15 protein-coding genes and 1 tRNA gene are annotated in these 17,818 nt (G+C 71.5%); 1 reads left to right on the forward strand and 15 read right to left on the reverse strand.

The window, feature by feature from the left end; genetic code table 11:
* Positions 1-55 precede the first annotated feature (55 nt).
* The 15 genes from ACH427_RS26830 to ACH427_RS26900 form a co-directional block, all read right to left on the reverse strand.
* Complete coding sequence (locus ACH427_RS26830; protein ID WP_398873366.1) at positions 56-1,369, reverse strand: MraY family glycosyltransferase; 1,314 nt, start codon at positions 1,367-1,369, stop codon at positions 56-58.
* A 136-nt stretch (positions 1,370-1,505) separates the two neighbouring features.
* Complete coding sequence (gene glyA / locus ACH427_RS26835; protein WP_398873368.1) at positions 1,506-2,819, reverse strand: serine hydroxymethyltransferase; 1,314 nt, start codon at positions 2,817-2,819, stop codon at positions 1,506-1,508.
* 160 nt (positions 2,820-2,979) lie between these two features.
* Positions 2,980-3,639, reverse strand: coding sequence for a protein-tyrosine-phosphatase (locus tag ACH427_RS26840; protein ID WP_398873370.1), 660 nt, complete (start codon positions 3,637-3,639; stop codon positions 2,980-2,982).
* Positions 3,636-4,283 (reverse strand): L-threonylcarbamoyladenylate synthase, encoded by a 648-nt coding sequence (locus ACH427_RS26845; RefSeq protein WP_398873372.1) that lies wholly within the window; start codon positions 4,281-4,283, stop codon positions 3,636-3,638. Before ACH427_RS26845 ends, ACH427_RS26840 begins: the two co-directional genes overlap by 4 nt.
* Before the next feature lie 53 nt (positions 4,284-4,336).
* Positions 4,337-5,182, reverse strand: a complete 846-nt coding sequence (prmC, locus tag ACH427_RS26850) for a peptide chain release factor N(5)-glutamine methyltransferase (protein ID WP_361527223.1) — start codon at positions 5,180-5,182, stop codon at positions 4,337-4,339.
* 83 nt (positions 5,183-5,265) lie between these two features.
* Positions 5,266-6,345: a peptide chain release factor 1 gene (prfA, locus tag ACH427_RS26855; protein ID WP_366003345.1), complete on the reverse strand. Its 1,080-nt coding sequence runs from the start codon at positions 6,343-6,345 to the stop codon at positions 5,266-5,268.
* A 100-nt stretch (positions 6,346-6,445) separates the two neighbouring features.
* Positions 6,446-6,655, reverse strand: a complete 210-nt coding sequence (gene rpmE, locus ACH427_RS26860; RefSeq protein ID WP_361527219.1) for a 50S ribosomal protein L31 — start codon at positions 6,653-6,655, stop codon at positions 6,446-6,448.
* A 172-nt stretch (positions 6,656-6,827) separates the two neighbouring features.
* Entirely contained in the window at positions 6,828-7,946 is a 1,119-nt protein-coding gene (locus ACH427_RS26865; RefSeq protein WP_398873376.1) for an LCP family protein, read from the reverse strand.
* Positions 7,947-8,241: 295 nt separating this feature from the next.
* Positions 8,242-10,311, reverse strand: coding sequence for a transcription termination factor Rho (gene rho / locus ACH427_RS26870; RefSeq protein ID WP_398873378.1), 2,070 nt, complete (start codon positions 10,309-10,311; stop codon positions 8,242-8,244).
* Positions 10,312-10,729: 418 nt separating this feature from the next.
* Positions 10,730-11,644, reverse strand: a complete 915-nt coding sequence (gene thrB, locus ACH427_RS26875; protein WP_398873380.1) for a homoserine kinase — start codon at positions 11,642-11,644, stop codon at positions 10,730-10,732.
* Positions 11,645-11,918: 274 nt separating this feature from the next.
* Positions 11,919-13,010, reverse strand: coding sequence for a threonine synthase (thrC, locus tag ACH427_RS26880; protein ID WP_398873382.1), 1,092 nt, complete (start codon positions 13,008-13,010; stop codon positions 11,919-11,921).
* Between the two features lie 16 nt (positions 13,011-13,026).
* Positions 13,027-14,319: a homoserine dehydrogenase gene (locus ACH427_RS26885; protein WP_398873384.1), complete on the reverse strand. Its 1,293-nt coding sequence runs from the start codon at positions 14,317-14,319 to the stop codon at positions 13,027-13,029.
* A 139-nt stretch (positions 14,320-14,458) separates the two neighbouring features.
* On the reverse strand, positions 14,459-15,850 hold the full coding sequence (gene lysA / locus ACH427_RS26890; protein ID WP_398873386.1) for a diaminopimelate decarboxylase: 1,392 nt from the start codon (positions 15,848-15,850) through the stop codon (positions 14,459-14,461).
* Positions 15,851-15,863: 13 nt separating this feature from the next.
* Positions 15,864-16,685 carry an ArgS-related anticodon-binding protein NrtL gene (gene nrtL / locus ACH427_RS26895; RefSeq protein WP_398873388.1) on the reverse strand — a complete coding sequence of 274 codons (822 nt, stop codon included), beginning with the start codon at positions 16,683-16,685 and terminating at the stop codon, positions 15,864-15,866.
* Positions 16,686-16,781: 96 nt separating this feature from the next.
* Positions 16,782-17,321, reverse strand: coding sequence for a PleD family two-component system response regulator (locus tag ACH427_RS26900; protein ID WP_398873390.1), 540 nt, complete (start codon positions 17,319-17,321; stop codon positions 16,782-16,784).
* 109 nt (positions 17,322-17,430) lie between these two features.
* Here ACH427_RS26900 and ACH427_RS26905 point away from each other — a divergent pair.
* Positions 17,431-17,502: transfer RNA gene (locus ACH427_RS26905), tRNA-Arg, on the forward strand.
* Positions 17,503-17,818: the final 316 nt, after the last annotated feature.

The following is a 17,818-nucleotide window of genomic DNA, read 5'->3' on the forward strand; positions in this document are numbered from 1 at the left end:
CAACCCGCTGGTCATTGGGCTGACGCGACGGCATTTCCTCTGCTAAAGCGCGCTCTCAGCGCTGATTGCTGATCTTCCTGACGTGATGGAAACGGGACCGGTCGCCGATGGCGGTCGCCCCGTGGATCCCGGCGGGCACGGGCTCGCGCTCCTCGGAGGCCGCGGCGTGCGCGGGCTCCACGGCCGGGCCGGCCAGGGCTCCCTTGCGCCGGTAGCGCGGCGGAACGAATGCCTCCGCCCAGCGCGGGGCACGCGGCCTGAAGCGCGGCAGCAGCAACAGGACCAGGCCGACGGCGCTCAGCGCCACGATCAGCAGGACGATCCAGACGCTCGCCGAGTGCACGGAGTAGGCCACCGTTCCGAAGCCGATGAGCGCCGACCAGAAGTACATGATCAGCACGGCGCGGCTGTGCGAGTGCCCGAGCTCCAGCAGCCGGTGGTGGAGGTGGCCGCGGTCCGCGGCGAAGGGCGACTGGCCGTTCCAGGTGCGCCGCACGATCGCCAGCAGCAGGTCGGCGACCGGCACGGCGATGACCGTCAGCGGGAGCAGCAAGGGGATGTAGACCGGCACCATCGCCTGCACGGCCTGCCGCTCGCCGCCGACCTGCTGGTAGAGCAGGTCCGGGTCGACCTGGCCGGTGATGGAGATCGCGCCCGCGGCCAGCACGAGGCCGATGAGCATGGAGCCGGAGTCGCCCATGAAGATGCGGGCGGGGTGCATGTTGTGCGGCAGGAAGCCCAGGCACATGCCCATCAGGACCGCGGCGAAGAGCGTCGCGGGCGCGGCGGCCTCGATGTTGTGCCCGAACCAGAGGCGGTAGGCGTAGAGGAAGAACGCCGCGGCGGCGATGCAGACCATGCCCGAGGCGAGGCCGTCCAGGCCGTCGACGAAGTTCACCGCGTTGATGGTGATCACGACGAGGGCGACCGTCAGGAGGGTGCCCTGCATGGAGGTGAGCGCGACCGTTCCCACGCCGGGGATCGGGATCCACAGGATCGTCAGCCCCTGGAGCACCATCACGCCGGCGGCGATCATCTGGCCGCCGAGCTTCACCAGGGCGTCGACGCCCCACTTGTCGTCCAGCACGCCGAGCAGCCAGATCAGCCCGGCGCCGGAGAGCAGGGCTCTGGGCTCGTTGCCGAGCTCGAAGACCTTCCCGAGGTTCGACAGATGGGCGGCGACGAGGAGGCCCGCGCAGAGCCCGCCGAACATGGCGATGCCGCCGAGCCGCGGTGTGGGCTCACGGTGCACGTCCCGCTCGCGGATCTCCGGCATCGCGCCGGCGGCGATCGCGAACTTCCGCACCGGTCCCGTCAGCAGATAGGTGACCGCCGCGGTGACGCACAGCGTCAGGAGGTATTCACGCACGGGCCGCCCCAGAGGTCGCGCTGGTCATCACAGCCCCACACCATATTCGCGTCCGCCCCCGATACGTGAATACAGGCGTAGACGAATGGCCGTCCCGAGATGGTTGCAGCCCTCAGGTGTGGCCGGGATAAGGCCCTCAGGTGTGACCGGGATAAGGAGGGAAGGCCCGCACCAGCTCGGTGACCGCCGCGCGTGCCCCGCCGGCCGGGCCGCCTGGTCCCAGCGCCGCGCCGAGCAGCACGGCGATCCGGGCCATCTCCGGCTCGCGCATGCCCTGGGTGGTCACCGCGGCGGTGCCCAGCCGCAGGCCGTGCGCGGTGCCGTGGGGCAGGCCGCAGATGTCCAGGACGATGCCCGCGGCGGCGAGCCGGGCGCGGGCCGTGAGGGCGTCCAGGGCGAGCGCGGAGACGTCGCCGGTGACGATGTGGGTGTCGGTGCCTCCCGTGGTCACAGCGACGCCCTCAGCGGCCAGCGCGGCGGCGAGGAGGCGAGCGTTGGCCACGACTTGGTGGGCGTACGCGGTGAAGGCCGGGGTCGCGGCCTCGCCGAAGGCCACGGCCTTGGCCGCGACGGTGTGCATCTGCGCCCCGCCCTGCGTGAAGGGGAAGACCGCGCGGTCGATCCGGCCCGCCAGTCCCGCCCGGCACAGGATCAGCCCGCCGCGCGGCCCGCGCAGCACCTTGTGGGTGGTGGCGCAGACGACGTCGGCGTACGGCACCGGGCTGGGCGCCGCTCCCCCGGCGATCAGGCCGATGGGGTGGGCGGCGTCGGCGATGAGGTAGGCGCCCACGTCGTCGGCGATCTCCCGGAAGGCGGCGTAGTCGGGGTGGCGGGGGTAGGAGATCGAGCCGCAGACGATCGCCTGGGGGCGGTGCTCGCGGGCGAGGGCGCGCACCTGGTCGTAGTCGATCAGGCCGGTGTCGCGGCGCACCCCGTAGCCGACGAAGTGGAACCAGCGGCCGGAGAAGTTCGCCGGAGAGCCATGGGTGAGGTGGCCGCCGTGCGGGAGGCCCATGGCGAGCACGGTGTCGCCGGGGCGCAGCAGGGCCGCGTAGGCGGCGAGGACGGCGGAGGAGCCGGAGTGCGGCTGGACGTTGGCGTGCTCGGCGCCGAAGAGCGCCTTGGCGCGCTCGACGGCGGTGCGTTCGACGAGGTCGACCACTTCGCAGCCGCCGTGGTGGCGGGCGCCGGGGTATCCCTCGGCGTATTTGTTGGCGAGCGGGGAGCCGAGGGCGGCGAGGACGGCGGGCGAGGTGAAGTTCTCGGCGGCGACGAGCTGGAGGCACCCGGCCTGCCGGTCGGCCTCGCCGAGGAGGAGGCCGGCGATCTCCGGGTCCTGCCGCGTCAGCGCGTCCAGGCCGGTGGACCGGTCGCCGCGTGGCGTCTCCGGTGCCGCGGCGCCGGTGGCCGCCGCCGCGCTGACGCCCTGGGTGGGCAGTGGGGTGGACATCGCGGACTCCGACCTGTGCGGTGCGATGGGTTCAGCACCAATGTAGGCCCGCGCTGTCCCGGATGCCCGGCTTTCCGCCGATTATCCCGGCACGTTCCGGCAATTCCCGCGCGATTCCGGAAGGCCGTCCCGGAACGGCCCGTTCCGGCGGGGCCGCGCCTCAGGGGCGGCCCGGTACCCCGGTGAGGGCGGTGAGGACCGGGTCGAGCGCCTGGTTGATCTCGTCGCCGATGGAGCGGAAGAAGGTGATGGGGGCGCCGTAGGGGTCGTGGACCTCGTCGGCCTCCGCGTTGGGCGCCAGCAGCCAGCCGCGCAGCGCGGCCGCGGCCTGCACCAGGGCGCGGGCGCGGTCGATCACCCCGCCGGCCCGCTCGGGGTCCGGGAGGGTCGCGGGGTCTATGGCCCGCACGAGCCGGGTGAACTCCTTCAGGGTGAAGGTGCGCAGGCCCGCCGAGTGGCCCATGGAGATGACCTGGGCGCGGTGGTCACGGGTGGCGGTGAGCACCAGGTCGGCACGGATGACGTGCTCGTCCAGGAGCTCACGGCCGATGAAGCCGTGCGGGTCCGCGCCGAGGTCGGCCAGGACGGTGGCGGCGTGCGCCTCCATCGGGGCGCCCTCGTGGCCCCAGGTGCCCGCGCTCTCCACCACCAGGCCGCCCGCGAAGGGGTCGCCGAGGCGGTCGGAGAGGGCATGGCGGGTCAGCCGCTCGGTGATGGGCGAGCGGCAGACGTTGCCGGTGCTGACGTGGAGGATGCGGAAGGTGTCGGTGGAACTGTCCGTGCCCGGTCCCGCTATGCCACGCCCCTGCGGGGCGATCAATTCGCCACCTCGAGGTCGGGTACTACCTCGCGGAGCTGCTCGGCGCTGATGGCACCGGCGCGCAGCAGGACGGGGACCTTGCCGGTGACGTCCACGATGGAGGACGGCACGTCGGCGGGGGTGGGCCCGCCGTCGAGGTAGACGGAGACGGAGTCGCCGAGCATGCCCTGGGCGGCGTCGCAGTCCTGCGGCGCCGGGTGACCGGTGAGGTTGGCGCTGGAGACGGCCATCGGGCCGAACTCGGTGAGCAGCTCGATGGCGACCGGGTGCAGCGGCATCCGGACCGCGACGGTGCCGCGGGTCTCCCCCAGGTCCCAGGTCAGCGACGGCTGGTGGGTGGCGACGAGGGTGAGCGCGCCGGGCCAGAAGGCGTCGACGAGCTCCCACGCCTGCTCGGAGAAGTCCGTGACGAGCCCGTGCAGGGTGTTCGGGGAGCCGATCAGGACGGGCGAGGGCATGCCCCGGCCGCGGCCCTTGGCCTCCAGGAGGTCGCCCACGGCGTCCCGGCTGAAGGCGTCCGCACCGATGCCGTACACCGTGTCGGTGGGCAGCACGACCAGCTCACCGCGGCGGACCGCGGCGACGGCCTCGCGCAGACCGGTCTTACGGTCGGTCGCGTCGCTGCAGTCGTATCGCCGTGCCATCTACGAGACCTCCTCGTGCGGAAAAAACAGGACAAGAGTGCGGGGTGCCGTGCTCACGGCATCGCCTTCCGGGCGGTGGCGAACCGCGGCCGGTTGTTGAGGTCGGGGTGGTCGGCCGCGTCGGCCCAGCCCCGCTCCTCGGTGAAGATCCACGGCACCTGGCCGCCCTGGGTGTCGGCGTGCTCGATGACGACGACGCCGCCCGGGCGCAGCAGCCGGTGGGCGGTGCGCTCGATGCCGCGGATGGTGTCGAGGCCGTCCTCGCCGGAGAAGAGCGCGAGCTCGGGGTCGTGGTCGCGGGCCTCGGGGGCGACGTACTCCCACTCGGTGAGCGGGATGTACGGCGGGTTGGAGATCACCAGGTCGACCTGGCCGTCGAGCTCGGGGAGCGCGGTGAGGGCGTTGCCGTGGTGCAGGGTGACGCGCGAGCCCTCGACATTCTTGCGGGCCCAGCCGAGGGCGCCCTCGTCGAGCTCGACGGCGTGCACGCGCGAGCGCGGCACCTCCTGGGCGAGGGCGAGGGCGATGGCCCCGGAGCCGGTGCACAGGTCGACGATGAGGGGCTCGACGACGTCCATGGCGCGCACGGCGTCTATGGCCCAGCCGACGACCGACTCGGTCTCGGGGCGGGGCACGAAGACGCCGGGGCCGACCTGGAGCTCCAGGTAGCGGAAGAAGGCGCGGCCGGTGATGTGCTGGAGCGGTTCGCGGGCCTCGCGGCGGGCGACGGCCTCCCAGTAGCGGGCGTCGAAGTCGGCGTCCGCCACATTGTGCAGCTCACCCCGCTTGACGCCGTGGACGAAGGCGGCGAGCTCCTCCGCGTCGAAGCGCGGAGAAGGTACGCCGGCGTCGGCCAGCCGCTGAGTGGCTTGCGCCACCTCGGCGAGCAGCAGATTCACAGTGGTCCTCTCGCGCGTTCGTTACGGTCGTTCCATCGCCGGGACAGGCCGGGGCCGGCCCGTCCGGCGCTCGGTTCCTCGGGTCAGCTCGCGTCGGCGAGCTTCGCCGCCGAGTCCGCGTCGACGCACGCCTGGATCACCGCGTCCAGGTCGCCGTCGAGCACCTGGTCCAAGTTGTACGCCTTGAAGCCGACCCGGTGGTCCGAGATGCGGTTTTCGGGGAAGTTGTACGTCCGGATCTTTTCGGAGCGGTCCACGGTGCGGACCTGGCTGCGGCGGGCGTCCGCGGCGTTCTTCTCGGCCTCCTCCTGGGCGGCGGCGAGCAGCCGGGACCGCAGGATGCGCAGGGCCTGCTCCTTGTTCTGGAGCTGGCTCTTCTCGTTCTGGCAGGAGGCCACGATGCCGGTCGGCAGGTGCGTGATGCGGACGGCGGAGTCCGTGGTGTTGACGGACTGGCCGCCGGGGCCCGACGAGCGGTAGACGTCGATGCGCAGGTCGTTGGCGTGGATCTCGACGTCGATCTCCTCGGCCTCGGGCGTGACGAGCACGCCGGCGGCGGAGGTGTGGATCCGGCCCTGGGACTCGGTGGCGGGCACGCGCTGGACGCGGTGGACGCCGCCCTCGTACTTCAGCCGGGCCCAGACGCCCTGGCCGGGCTCGGTGGCGCCCTGCCCGCCCTTGGTCTTCACGGCGACCTGGACGTCCTTGTAGCCGCCCAGCTCCGACTCGGTGGAGTCGATGATCTCGGTCTTCCAGCCCACGCGCTCGGCGTAGCGGAGGTACATCCGCAGCAGGTCGCCCGCGAAGAGCGCGGACTCGTCGCCGCCCGCGCCCGCCTTGACCTCGAGGATGACGTCCTTGTCGTCGCTGGGGTCGCGCGGGACCAGCAGCAGCCGGAGCTTCTCGGTGAGCTGCTCGCGCTGCTTCTCCAGGTCCTTGACCTCGGCGGCGAAGTCGGGGTCGTCGGCCGCGAACTCGCGCGCGGTCGCGATGTCCTCGCCGGTCTGCTTCCAGGAGCGGTACGTCCCGACGATCGGGGTCAGCTCGGCATAGCGCTTGTTGAGCTTTCGGGCGTTCGCCTGGTCCGCGTGCACGGCGGGGTCGGCGAGCCGCTTCTCGAGGTCGGCGTGCTCGCCGATCAGTTCCTCGACTGCCTCGAACATCAAGATTCCTTCAGCGGAAGTGACGGGCCTGCTGGACGACAAAGCGCCGGTCCGGTCACCCTCGCAACGAGGGCGACCGAGGACCGGCGCCTGCGGGTCGCTACTTCTTCGCGCCGTAGCGGGCCTCGAACCGCGCCACACGGCCACCGGTGTCGAGGATCTTCTGCTTGCCCGTGTAGAACGGGTGGCACTCGGAGCACACGTCGGCACGGATGGTGCCGTCCGCGACGGTGCTACGCGTGGTGAACGAGGCGCCACAGGTGCAGCTGACCTGGGTCTCGACGTAATCCGGGTGGATTTCGCGCTTCAAGGGGATCTCCTAGGTTCGGGAGGGCACCGGGTCGCAGAGGCGGGATTGCCTTACGTGAACCGGGGCCGACGTACCAGTTTGCCAGCACTGGCCGTATCCCCCAAAACGAGAGGTGGCGGCCGGTTATTCCAGCGGGTCCCGCGGGCCGTCGGGGCCTTGTTCCACGACGGCGTCATTTCACGACGTCGTCGGCCTCGGTTTTGGCCCCCGCGCCGTCCTTGACGGCGGAGTCCGGGATCGGCTGGTCGTTGCGCAGGGCGGTCCAGAGCTGCTGGGACGCCTCCGCGAGCGGGATCACGCGGTTCTTGTCGACGGGGTCGTCGCCGACCGGCAGCGTCACCATGTGCATGTCCCCGGAGCCGATGCCCTTGAGCCCGTTCGAGAACGAGTAGAGCTTGTCGATCGAGTTGAGCTCGGAGTCGGTGGTGAGCGCCTTGGTGGCGGTGTCCGCGATCCCGTAGAGCTTGGCGGGGTTGGTGAAGACGCCCACGTGCTTGACCTGGTCCAGCAGCGCCTTGATGAACGCCTGCTGGAGCTTGATCCGGCCGAGGTCGCTGCCGTCGCCGACGCCGTGCCGGGTCCGTACGAGACCGAGGGACTGCTCACCGTTGAGGGTGTGGGTGCCCGCGGCGAGGTTCAGGTGGCTGAAGTTGTCGCGGATGGGCTTGGTGGTGGTGACCTGCACCCCGCCGAGCTTGTCGATCAGCTTCTGGAAGCCGGAGAAGTCGACCTCCAGATAGTGGTCCATGCGGATGTTGGTCATCTGCTCGACCGTGGCGACCGCGCAGGCGGCGCCGCCCACCGAGTACGCGTCGTTGAACTGCGCGCGCTTGACGGCCGGGCTGGTCTTGCCGTCCGGTGTCCTGCACTGCGGCCGCGGCACGATCGTGTCGCGCGGGATGCTCACGACGCTGGCCTTCTTGTGACCCGCGTAGACGTGGACGATCATCGCCGTGTCGGAGCGGGAGCTGCCCTCGTCGCGGCCGTACTTGCCGTTGGCGCCGGCGCGGGAGTCGGAGCCGAGGACGAGGATGTCCTGCGAGCCGTTGTCGATGTTCTCCGGGCGGTTCTTGCCCAGCGCCGCGTTGATGTCGACGCTGTTGAGGTTGCCGTTGAACTTGAAGTAGAGGAAACCGGCGCCCGCGCCTCCGGCGACGACCACACCGGCCGTCGTCCACGCGGCTATTCGCCAGCCCCTGCGGCGGGCACGGACCTTGCGGCGCCGGCCACGCCCACCACCGGCACGGCGGCGGTGCGAACCCGTCGGCGTACCCCTGCTGTCGTCGCCCATGCGCTCCTCAGTCCTTCGGTGTCTGTCTACCCCTTGCTGGTTGACGGGGAAGTCTGCGTCAGGGTTGCACAGCGCGATCTGAGGACCTTCTTAGAAAAGCTCAGACCAGTGGCCCCTACAGCCACCCGCTTCGCCTACCGCCACCTGCGGTTTCGGTCATTCGCGGGGGTCCGGTTCCGGCCAGGTCCGGGCGGCGGTCCCGTGACGCAGATCTCAGAAGATCACAAGCGGATAACGAAAGGCACGGGCCCTCCCCGCCGGTGGCGGGGAGGGCCCGTGCGCCGAGCTGCCGCGATCAGTCGTTGCCGTTGCCCGAGGAGGGCGTGGTCTTCGCGATCTGCATCAGGAACTCGGCGTTGGACTTCGTCTGCTTCATCTTGTCGAGAAGCAGCTCGATGGCCTGCTGCGAGTCGAGCGCGTGCAGCACCCGGCGGAGCTTCCAGACGATGGCCAGCTCCTCGCCGCCCAGGAGGATCTCCTCCTTGCGGGTGCCGGAGGCGTCCACGTCGACGGCCGGGAAGATGCGCTTGTCGGCGAGCTTCCGGTCGAGCTTGAGCTCCATGTTGCCGGTGCCCTTGAACTCCTCGAAGATCACCTCGTCCATGCGCGAGCCGGTCTCGACGAGCGCGGTGGCCAGGATGGTCAGCGAGCCGCCGTCCTCGATGTTGCGCGCCGCGCCGAAGAACTTCTTCGGCGGGTAGAGCGCGGTCGAGTCGACACCACCGGAGAGGATGCGGCCCGAGGCCGGGGCGGCCAGGTTGTAGGCGCGGCCCAGACGGGTGATCGAGTCCAGCAGGACGACCACGTCGTGACCCAGCTCCACGAGGCGCTTGGCGCGCTCGATGGCCAGCTCGGCGACGGTGGTGTGGTCCTCGGCCGGGCGGTCGAAGGTCGAGGAGATGACCTCGCCCTTGACCGACCGCTGCATGTCGGTGACCTCTTCCGGACGCTCGTCGACCAGGACGACCATCAGGTGGCACTCGGGGTTGTTGACGGTGATCGCGTTGGCGATCGCCTGCATGATCATGGTCTTGCCGGTCTTCGGCGGGGCCACGATCAGACCGCGCTGGCCCTTGCCGATCGGCGCGACCAGGTCGACGATCCGGGTCGTCAGCACACCCGGGTCGGTCTCCAACCGCAGGCGGTCCTGGGGGTAGAGCGGGGTGAGCTTGTTGAACTCCGGCCGACCGCGCCCGGTTTCGGGCGCCATGCCGTTCACCGAGTCCAGACGGACAAGGGCGTTGAACTTCTCGCGCCGCTCGCCGTCCTTCGGCTGCCGCACCGCGCCGGTGACGTGGTCACCCTTGCGCAGGCCGTTCTTGCGGACCTGGGCGAGGGAGACGTAGACGTCGTTCGGACCGGGGAGGTAGCCGGAGGTCCGGATGAAGGCGTAGTTGTCGAGGATGTCCAGAATGCCCGCGACGGGGATCAGGACGTCGTCGTCCGAGACCTGCGGCTCGTTGCCGAAGTCGTCACGGCCACGACGGCCACGGCGGTCGCGGTAGCGGCCGCGGCGGCCGCGGCGGCCACCCTCGAAGTCGTCCTCGTCCTGCGGGCCGCCCTGGGGGCCCTGCGGCGCGCCACGGTTGTCGCGCTGCTGGCGGTTGCCGCCCTGCTGGCCGGCGTCCTCGCCGCGGTTGCCACGGCGGTCGCGGTCGCCGCGCTCACCGCGCTCGCCACGGTCACCGCGCTCGCCCCGCTGGCCGCGCTCGCCGCGGTCACGGCGCTCGCCCTTCTGGCCGCGGTCGCCGCGCTCGCCGGTCTTGACGGCCTTGCCCTCGGCGGTGTCCGCCGCGGTCTCGGCCCGCTCGTCGGCGCGCGCCTCGGCCTTGGCCTCGACGGCCTGCTCGGGGCTGCCCGAGGGCGCGGTGGCCCGACGGCGGCGGCGCTCGCCGGCCGGCTGCTCATCGCTGCTCGGCTGACCGGGAATCTCGATCTGCTGCTGCGTGGCGGCCTTCTCGGCGGGCTTCTCGGCCTTGTCGGCCGCGGCCGACTCACCCGTACGCGCCTTGGAGGTGGCGCGGCGCTTGGGCTTGGTCTCGGTGTCGGACGCCGCCTTGGCGGGCTCGGCGGCCGTGGCCTTGGCGGGCGCGGCGGAGCCGGCCTGCTTCTCCTTGATGACCTCGATCAGCTGGCCTTTGCGCATCCGCGCGGTGCCCTTGATGCCGAGGCCGGAGGCGAGCTGCTGGAGCTCCGCCAGCACCATGGCGTCGAGGCCCGTGCCCGAGCGTCGCCGCTTGGGGGCAGTGGCAGCACCGGTGGCAGGCGCGGCGGGAGCGTCCGTGGCGGGCGCGGCGGCATTGCCGCCGGCACTGCTGGCAGTGCCGGAGGCGGTCACGCCCATCAGATCGGTGGTGTCGCTCACGAAGGGGTCCTTCCCTGGAGCGGGCGTCGGCCTGTCTGGCTCGGCGACCGGTTGTGCTGTCCGGCTGCGGTCTGGCTGTGCGGACCGGGCCGGGGCGGTGGTCCGCCGGTACGGCGGAAGAATCAGTTCATTGGTTCCGGCGTGAAGAAATGAGGTGAAGACATGACGCATCAACTTCACTCATGTCGCCCACGCCGATTCCGGAGCGTGCTCGAATCTGCTCAGGCAGGCTGCTCAGGCAGTTTGGGAGGCTCCCGGAAGAAAAGCGGTCCCTGATCGGGACACAGAGCACCGAGCCGATGTGGCTTCGAGTGCAGACTTGAGGTTAACACTACCGGATCCCACAAACATTCCCCCTCTCAAAGACCGGCAACCGCTATTTTTCGCGGGTCCCGGGTCATGCCAGGCTCCGCGCTGGTCAGGCGAGCGGAAGCACACTCGTCCCCCCGGCGTCGAGGGCCAGCCGGTTGGCCGCCCACCCCTCACCCGCCAGTCGTGCGACCTGGGCGGCCGCACCGTTCTCGGCCAGCGCGAGCACCGTGGGGCCCGCGCCGGAGATGACCGCGGGGACGCCGTCCGCGCGCAGTCGGTTGACCAGGGCCACGCTCTCGGGCATCGCCGGGGCCCGGTACTCCTGGTGGAGCCGGTCCTCGGTGGCCGCGAGCAGCAGCTCGGGGCGCCTGGTCAGCGCCTCGACGAGCAGCGCCGCGCGCCCGGCGTTCGCCGCGGCGTCCACATGGGGGACGCTGCGCGGCAGCAGCCCGCGCGCGGTCTCGGTCAGTACGGGCTTCGCCGGGACGAAGACCACCGGAACGATGGAATCCGAGGGGTCCATCCGAATGGCCCGTGCCACGCCCGACTCCATCCACGCCAGGGTGAATCCGCCGAGCAGGCAGGCCGCGACGTTGTCCGGGTGGCCCTCGATCTCCGTGGCGAGCTCCAGCAGCGCCGCGTCGTCGAGCTTCTCGGCCCCGCCTATCGTCACGGCGCGGGCGGCGACTATGCCCGCGCAGATGGCGGCGGACGACGAGCCCAGGCCCCGGCCGTGCGGGATCCTGTTGGCACAGACGACCTCCAGGCCGCGCGGCTGGCCGCCGAGCAGGTCGAAGGCGGTGCGCAGGGACCGCACGAGCAGGTGGCTCTCGTCGCGCGGAAGGCTCTCGGCGCCCTCGCCCGCGATGTCGATATGCAGCCCGGATTCGGCCACCCGGACCACGACGTCGTCGTAGAGCCCCAGCGACAGGCCCAGGGCGTCGAAGCCGGGGCCGAGGTTCGCGCTGGTGGCGGGGGTGCGCACGCGGACAGCGGCGGCGCGGAAGGCGGGACCGGCCATCGCTCGATGACTCTCCTTGGTGTGGCCTCGGTAGGGCGTGCAACGTCCGCAAGGGCCGCGACGAGATGCCGCGCGGTGACGGCGGGGGTCTGCGACGGGGCGGAGTGAGTACAGCCTATCGAAGGAAGGTTCAGCGGCGACATAGGGCATGGGAGGCGCGTCGCCCACGCCGGACGGGTTTTCCCGGAATGAAGGAATCCGGTCAATCCGGCCCGTCCGGCGGTACGGAGGAACAAACGGGCAGCGATCCGGGGCCGGGCCGCGGACCGTGACGTCAGGCCAGGCCGAGGCGCTCGGCGGCGGCGTCCGCGTCCACCGGCACGGTGGTCGGCTGCGGGGCGCCCGCCACCGCCCAGTCGGGGTCCTTGAGGCCGTTGCCGGTGACCGTGCAGACGATGCGCTGACCGGGGTCCACCAGGCCCTGTTCGGCGGCCTTGAGCAGACCGGCGACGCTCGCGGCCGAGGCCGGCTCGACGAAGACGCCCTCCTGCGAGGCCAACAGGCGGTAGGCGGCCAGGATCTGTCGGTCGGTCACCTCGTCGATGAGGCCGCCCGATTCGTCGCGCGCCTGCTCGGCGAACTGCCACGAGGCGGGGTTGCCGATGCGGATCGCGGTGGCGATGGTGTGCGGGTCCTTGACCGGCTCGCCGCGCACGATGGGCGCGGAGCCGGACGCCTGGAAACCCCACATCCGGGGCCTGCGGGCGGCGATCCCGTCCGTGGCGTACTCGCGGTAACCGCGCCAGTAGGCCGTGATGTTGCCCGCGTTGCCGACCGGCAGGACGTGGATGTCGGGCGCGTCGCCGAGCGCGTCCACGATCTCGAAGGCGGCGGTCTTCTGGCCCTCGATCCGCACCGGGTTCACGGAGTTGACGAGTGCGACGGGGTACTTCTCGGACAGCCCGCGCGCCAGCGTCAGACAGTCGTCGAAATTGCCGTCGACCTGGAGGATGCGCGCGCCGTGCACCAGCGCCTGGCCCATCTTGCCCAGCGCGATCTTGCCCTGCGGCACCAGGACGGCGCAGACCATCCCGGCGCGTACGGCGTAGGCGGCGGCCGAGGCGGAGGTATTGCCGGTGGAGGCGCAGATGACGGCCTTGGCGCCCTCCTCCTTGGCCCGGGTGATGGCCATGGTCATCCCGCGGTCCTTGAAGGACCCGGTGGGGTTGGCGCCCTCGACCTTGAGATGGACGTCACACCCGGTGCGCTCCGAGAGCACCTGGGCGGGGACGAGCGGCGTGCCGCCCTCGCGCAGGGTGACGACCGGCGTGTCGGCCGAGACGGGGAGCCGGTCGCGGTACTCCTCGATGATGCCGCGCCACTGATGGGTGCCGGAGGTCCTCCGCGGACCGTTGTTGGCAGACATTGCTTCGTTGCTCCCCTTATTCGCCTTCGACCCGCATGATGCTCGCGACACCACGGACCGTGTCCAGCTTGCGCAGCGCCTCGACGGTCGCCGAGAGGGCGGCGTCGGGGGCCCGGTGCGTCACGACGACGAGGGACGCCTCGCCGTCCTTGCCCGTCTGGCGGACCGTGTCGATCGACACGTCGTGCCCGGCGAAGACCGTGGCGACCTGCGCCAGGACACCGGGCTTGTCGGCCACGTCGAGGCTGATGTGGTAGCGCGTGACCACATCGCCCATCGGGCTCACGGGCAGCCGGGTGTAAGCGGATTCGCCGGGTCCGGTGGTCTCCGCGACCTTGTTGCGGCACACGGCGACAAGGTCGCCGAGGACCGCGGACGCGGTCGGCGAGCCGCCGGCGCCCGGCCCGTAGAACATCAGCTGACCGGCCGCCTCGGCCTCCACGAACACCGCGTTGTACGCCTCGCGCACCGACGCCAGCGGGTGGCTCAGCGGGATCATCGCCGGGTGCACGCGGGCGGTGACGGACCTGCCGTCGGCGGCGCGCTCGCAGATGGCGAGCAGCTTGATGGTGCAGCCCATCTGCTTCGCGGACGCGAAGTCCGCGGCGGTGACCTCCGTCATGCCCTCGCGATAGACGTCGTCGAGGCGCACACGGGTGTGGAACGCGATCCCGGCCAGGATCGCGGCCTTCGCGGCGGCGTCGAAGCCCTCGACGTCGGCGGTCGGGTCGGCCTCCGCGTACCCGAGCGCGGTGGCCTCGTCCAGCGCCTCGGAGTAGCCCGCGCCGCTGGTGTCCATCTTGTCGAGGATGAAGTTGGTCGTGCCGTTGACGATGCCGAGCACGCGGTTGACCTTGTCGCCCGCGAGGGACTCGCGCAGCGGCCGTACGAGCGGGATGGCGCCGGCCACGGCAGCCTCGTAGTACAGGTCCGCGCCCTGGGCCTCGGCCGCGGCGTGCAGCGCCGCGCCGTCCCCGGCGAGCAGCGCCTTGTTGGCGGACACGACGCTCGCGCCGTGCTCGAAGGCGGTGGTGATCAGGGTGCGGGCCGGCTCGATGCCGCCGATGACCTCGACGACCACATCGATGTCACCGCGCTTGACGAGCGCGGTGGCGTCGGTGGTGATCAGCTCCTCCGGCACCCCCGCACGCACCCGGCCCGGACGGCGCACGGCGATGCCCGCGAGCTCGACGGGCGCGCCGATGCGCGCCGTGAGGTCGTCCGCGTGCGTCGTCATGATGCGCGCCACCTCTGAGCCGACCACTCCACAGCCCAGCAGCGCCACTTTCAGCGGACGCGTACGCATCATCCGACCCCTGCTTCTCACTCGTCTTAAACCCGGTACATCTTCGGTGGTACACCAGTCTCACTCACTGGACGGGGGATTCCCTCCCCCGTCCAGTATCCGAGATCTTTACTTCCGTTTTTACCTGGATTCGCTGCCCCGGTCAGCCGACATCGAGCCGGAAGAGGTCCTCTTCCGTCTCCCGCCGGACGATCACGCGCGCCGTGCCGTCCTTGACCGCGACGACCGGCGGGCGCAGCGCGTGGTTGTAGTTGCTGGCCATCGAGCGGCAGTAGGCGCCGGTCGCGGGCACGGCGAGCAGGTCGCCGGGGGCCAGGTCACCGGGGAGGAAGGCGTCGCGCACGATGATGTCGCCGGACTCGCAGTGCTTGCCGACGACGCGGGAGAGCATCGGCTCGGCGGTGGAGGCCCGGGAGACCAGCGCGACGCTGTACTCGGCGTCGTAGAGCGCGGTGCGGATGTTGTCCGACATGCCCCCGTCCACGCTCACATATGTGCGCAGGCCCGGCAGTTCCTTGACCGTGCCGACCTCGTAGAGGGTGAAGGACGGCGGCCCGGCGATGGCGCGGCCCGGCTCCACGGACAGCCGCGGCACGGCGAGCCCGGCGGCCGCGCACTCGCGGGTGACGATGTCGCGGAGCGCCCTGGCGATCTCGTGCGGCTCGCGCGGGTCGTCCTCGGAGGTGTAGGCGATGCCGAGGCCGCCGCCGAGGTCGATCTCGGGCAGCTCGACGCCGTGCTCGTCGCGGACGTCCTTCAGCAGGCCCACGACGCGGTGCGCGGCCACCTCGAAGCCCGAGGTGTCGAAGATCTGCGAGCCGATGTGGGAGTGGATGCCGATGAGCTCCAGGCCGTCGAGCTTGAGCGCGCGGCGGACGGCCTCGGCGGCCCGTCCCCCGGCGAGCGCGAGCCCGAACTTCTGGTCCTCGTGGGCGGTCGCGATGAATTCGTGCGTGTGCGCCTCGACGCCGACGGTCACCCGGATCTGGACGCGCTGGCGCTTGCCGAGCCGCTCGGCGATGTGCGCGACACGGACGATCTCCTGGAAGGAGTCCAGGACGATCCGGCCCACCCCGGCCTCGACGGCGCGGGTGATCTCCTCGGTGGACTTGTTGTTGCCGTGCAGCGCGATGCGCTCGGCCGGCATCCCCGCGTCGAGGGCGGTGGCCAGCTCGCCGGCGGAGCAGACGTCGAGGTTGAGCCCCTCCTCGTGCAGCCAGCGCACGACGGCGCGGGAGAGGAACGCCTTGCCCGCGTAGAAGACGTCCGCCTCGGTGCCGAAGGCGTCGCGCCAGGCGCGGCAGCGCGCCCGGAAGTCGTCCTCGTCGAGGAAGTAGGCGGGTGTCCCGAACTCCTCGGCGAGCTCGGTGACCTTGATCCCGCCCACGGTGGCCACGCCGTCGGCGTCCCGCGTGACGTTACGGGCCCACACGCGCGGGTCCAGGGCGTTGAGGTCGGCGGGCGGCGCGGCATAGTGGCCCTCGGGCAGCACGTCGGCGTAGCGGGGCCCGGCGGGGTGTGCGGAACGGCTCATGGCTCTGATCTCCTCAGAGGTGTGCGGGTGCGGTGATGCCGAGCTGGTGGAGGCCGTCGGCCAGCACCTTGCCCGTGGCCTCGGCGAGGGCCAGTCGGGCGCGGTGGACGGCCAAGGGTTTCTCGTCACCGCGCGGCAGCGTGGGACACGCCGCCTGCCAGCGGAGGAAGGCGTCGGCGAGACGTTCGAGGTGGCGGGCGAGCCGGTCGGGGGCGCGGGTGGCGCTCACGCGGGGATGGTCGCCGAGGGCGGCGAGCACGGCAGCCGCGCTCTCGTCCGGCATCTCCCCCGGCTCGGGGCCGAAGCCCAGGTCACGGGCGTTGCGCAGCAGGGCCCGGGTGCGGGCGTGGGCGTACCGGACGCAGAAGAGGGGGTTGCTCTCGCGCTGCACGAGCAGCAGGTCACGGTCGAGGCCCGGGGGGCAGAGGAGACTCCAGCGGGCGGCGTCGGCGCCGAGCCTGCGTACGAGTTCGGGCGGCGGCTCGGGCAGGACCCGCGGTGCCCCGCCCGCTCCCCCGTCGAGCACCTCCCGTACGAGGCGGACGTGCGAAGCGCCCTCAAGAGTGATGTTGAGGAAGCCCGGTCCGGCGATGTCGACCCGGGCGATGCCGGGTTCGGCGGCGAGCCTGCGCCGCAGCACCTCGGCGATCTCGGGGGCGGGCCGGCCGCTCTGCTGGGCGATCCGCAGGGCGACGTTGGTGGCGTAGTCCCCGCAGCCCGGCCGGGGCGGGACCCGCACGGTGACCCGGTCGGGCACGACGGCGCTCAGCTCATCGGCCTCGACGGCACGACGCACCGTGTGCAGAACGGTGCGGGAGAGATCGGCGGGGGTCACGGGGCCAAGCCTAGGCGAGAAGGGGGGAGGCTCGGCGAACAGGTTTCAGAAGGTGGGACGCGGCGTCTTCACGCGGCGGTCCTCCGGGCCACTTCCTCAGTCGCCGGACGGTCTCGAGGTGGCCGATGTGGGCGCGCGCCGCCGCCCGTTGTGGACGGAACCCGTGTCCCCGGGGGCCGGGGCCCCCGGCAACCCGTCGTCGCCCTCTCCCTTGCGGTGCCGCACCAGCCGCCGTACGAGCCGGATCATCTCCGTCGGCTCGAAGGGCTTCGCCAGGAAGGCGTCGACCCCGGCGGAACGCCCGCTGTCGACCTCCGGCTGGGTGCAGGCGCTGATGATCGCGATCGGTATGTCCCGGGTCCGGGCGTCGGCCCGCAGCCGCGCGGCCGTCAGCAGCCCGTCGAGGCGGGGCATGACGACATCCAGGGTCACGACGTCGGGACGCACGCGGTGCACGATCTCCAGGCACTCGGCACCATCGGCCGCGGTCACGACCTCGAAGCCCTCCAGCTCGAGGTTGACCCTGATCAGCTGCCGGATGACCTTGTTGTCGTCGACGACAAGGACCCGGCCGGACAAGCCAGGCACAACCCGAGAGTAAGCGCGACCGCCACGCTGCGTCCGGGTTTTCCCCACTTCCACCCCGTGCGGGCGACCGCCCCTCGCCCCCACCTCCAACGACGTTGCGGGACACCCGTCCGGAGCTGGTAATGTTCTTCCCGTCGCCGCGAAAAGCGGCGGACACGCCCCCGTAGCTCAGGGGATAGAGCAACGGCCTCCGGAGCCGTGTGCGCAGGTTCGAATCCTGCCGGGGGCACTCGCCTGATCACCTCCCGAAGTTGGGATGTGAGCTTGGCGGATGCCGAGAACGAAGAGCCGGACCCAGTCCCACTGGGTCCGGCTCTTTGTCGTATCCGGACGCTCCCGGACCGTATTCCCACCCGTCCCAGCCCCCTCCCGCGCGGCCCCCCGCGGGGTATGGTGCCGCCGTCGAGACGCCATCTCAGGCCGTTGGACGGCTTCTTGACGTCATGTCAGCTTGTTCCTTAACCTCGGCGGTCACCCTTTGGAGTGTTTGCAGGGTATGGGGCGGTCTTCCTCGTGATCCTGAACTCTGCGTTGTGATGAAGGAG

Origin of the sequence: Streptomyces sp. NPDC020379, from assembly GCF_044387105.1 — a bacterium.
Classification (GTDB): Bacteria; Actinomycetota; Actinomycetes; order Streptomycetales; family Streptomycetaceae; genus Streptomyces.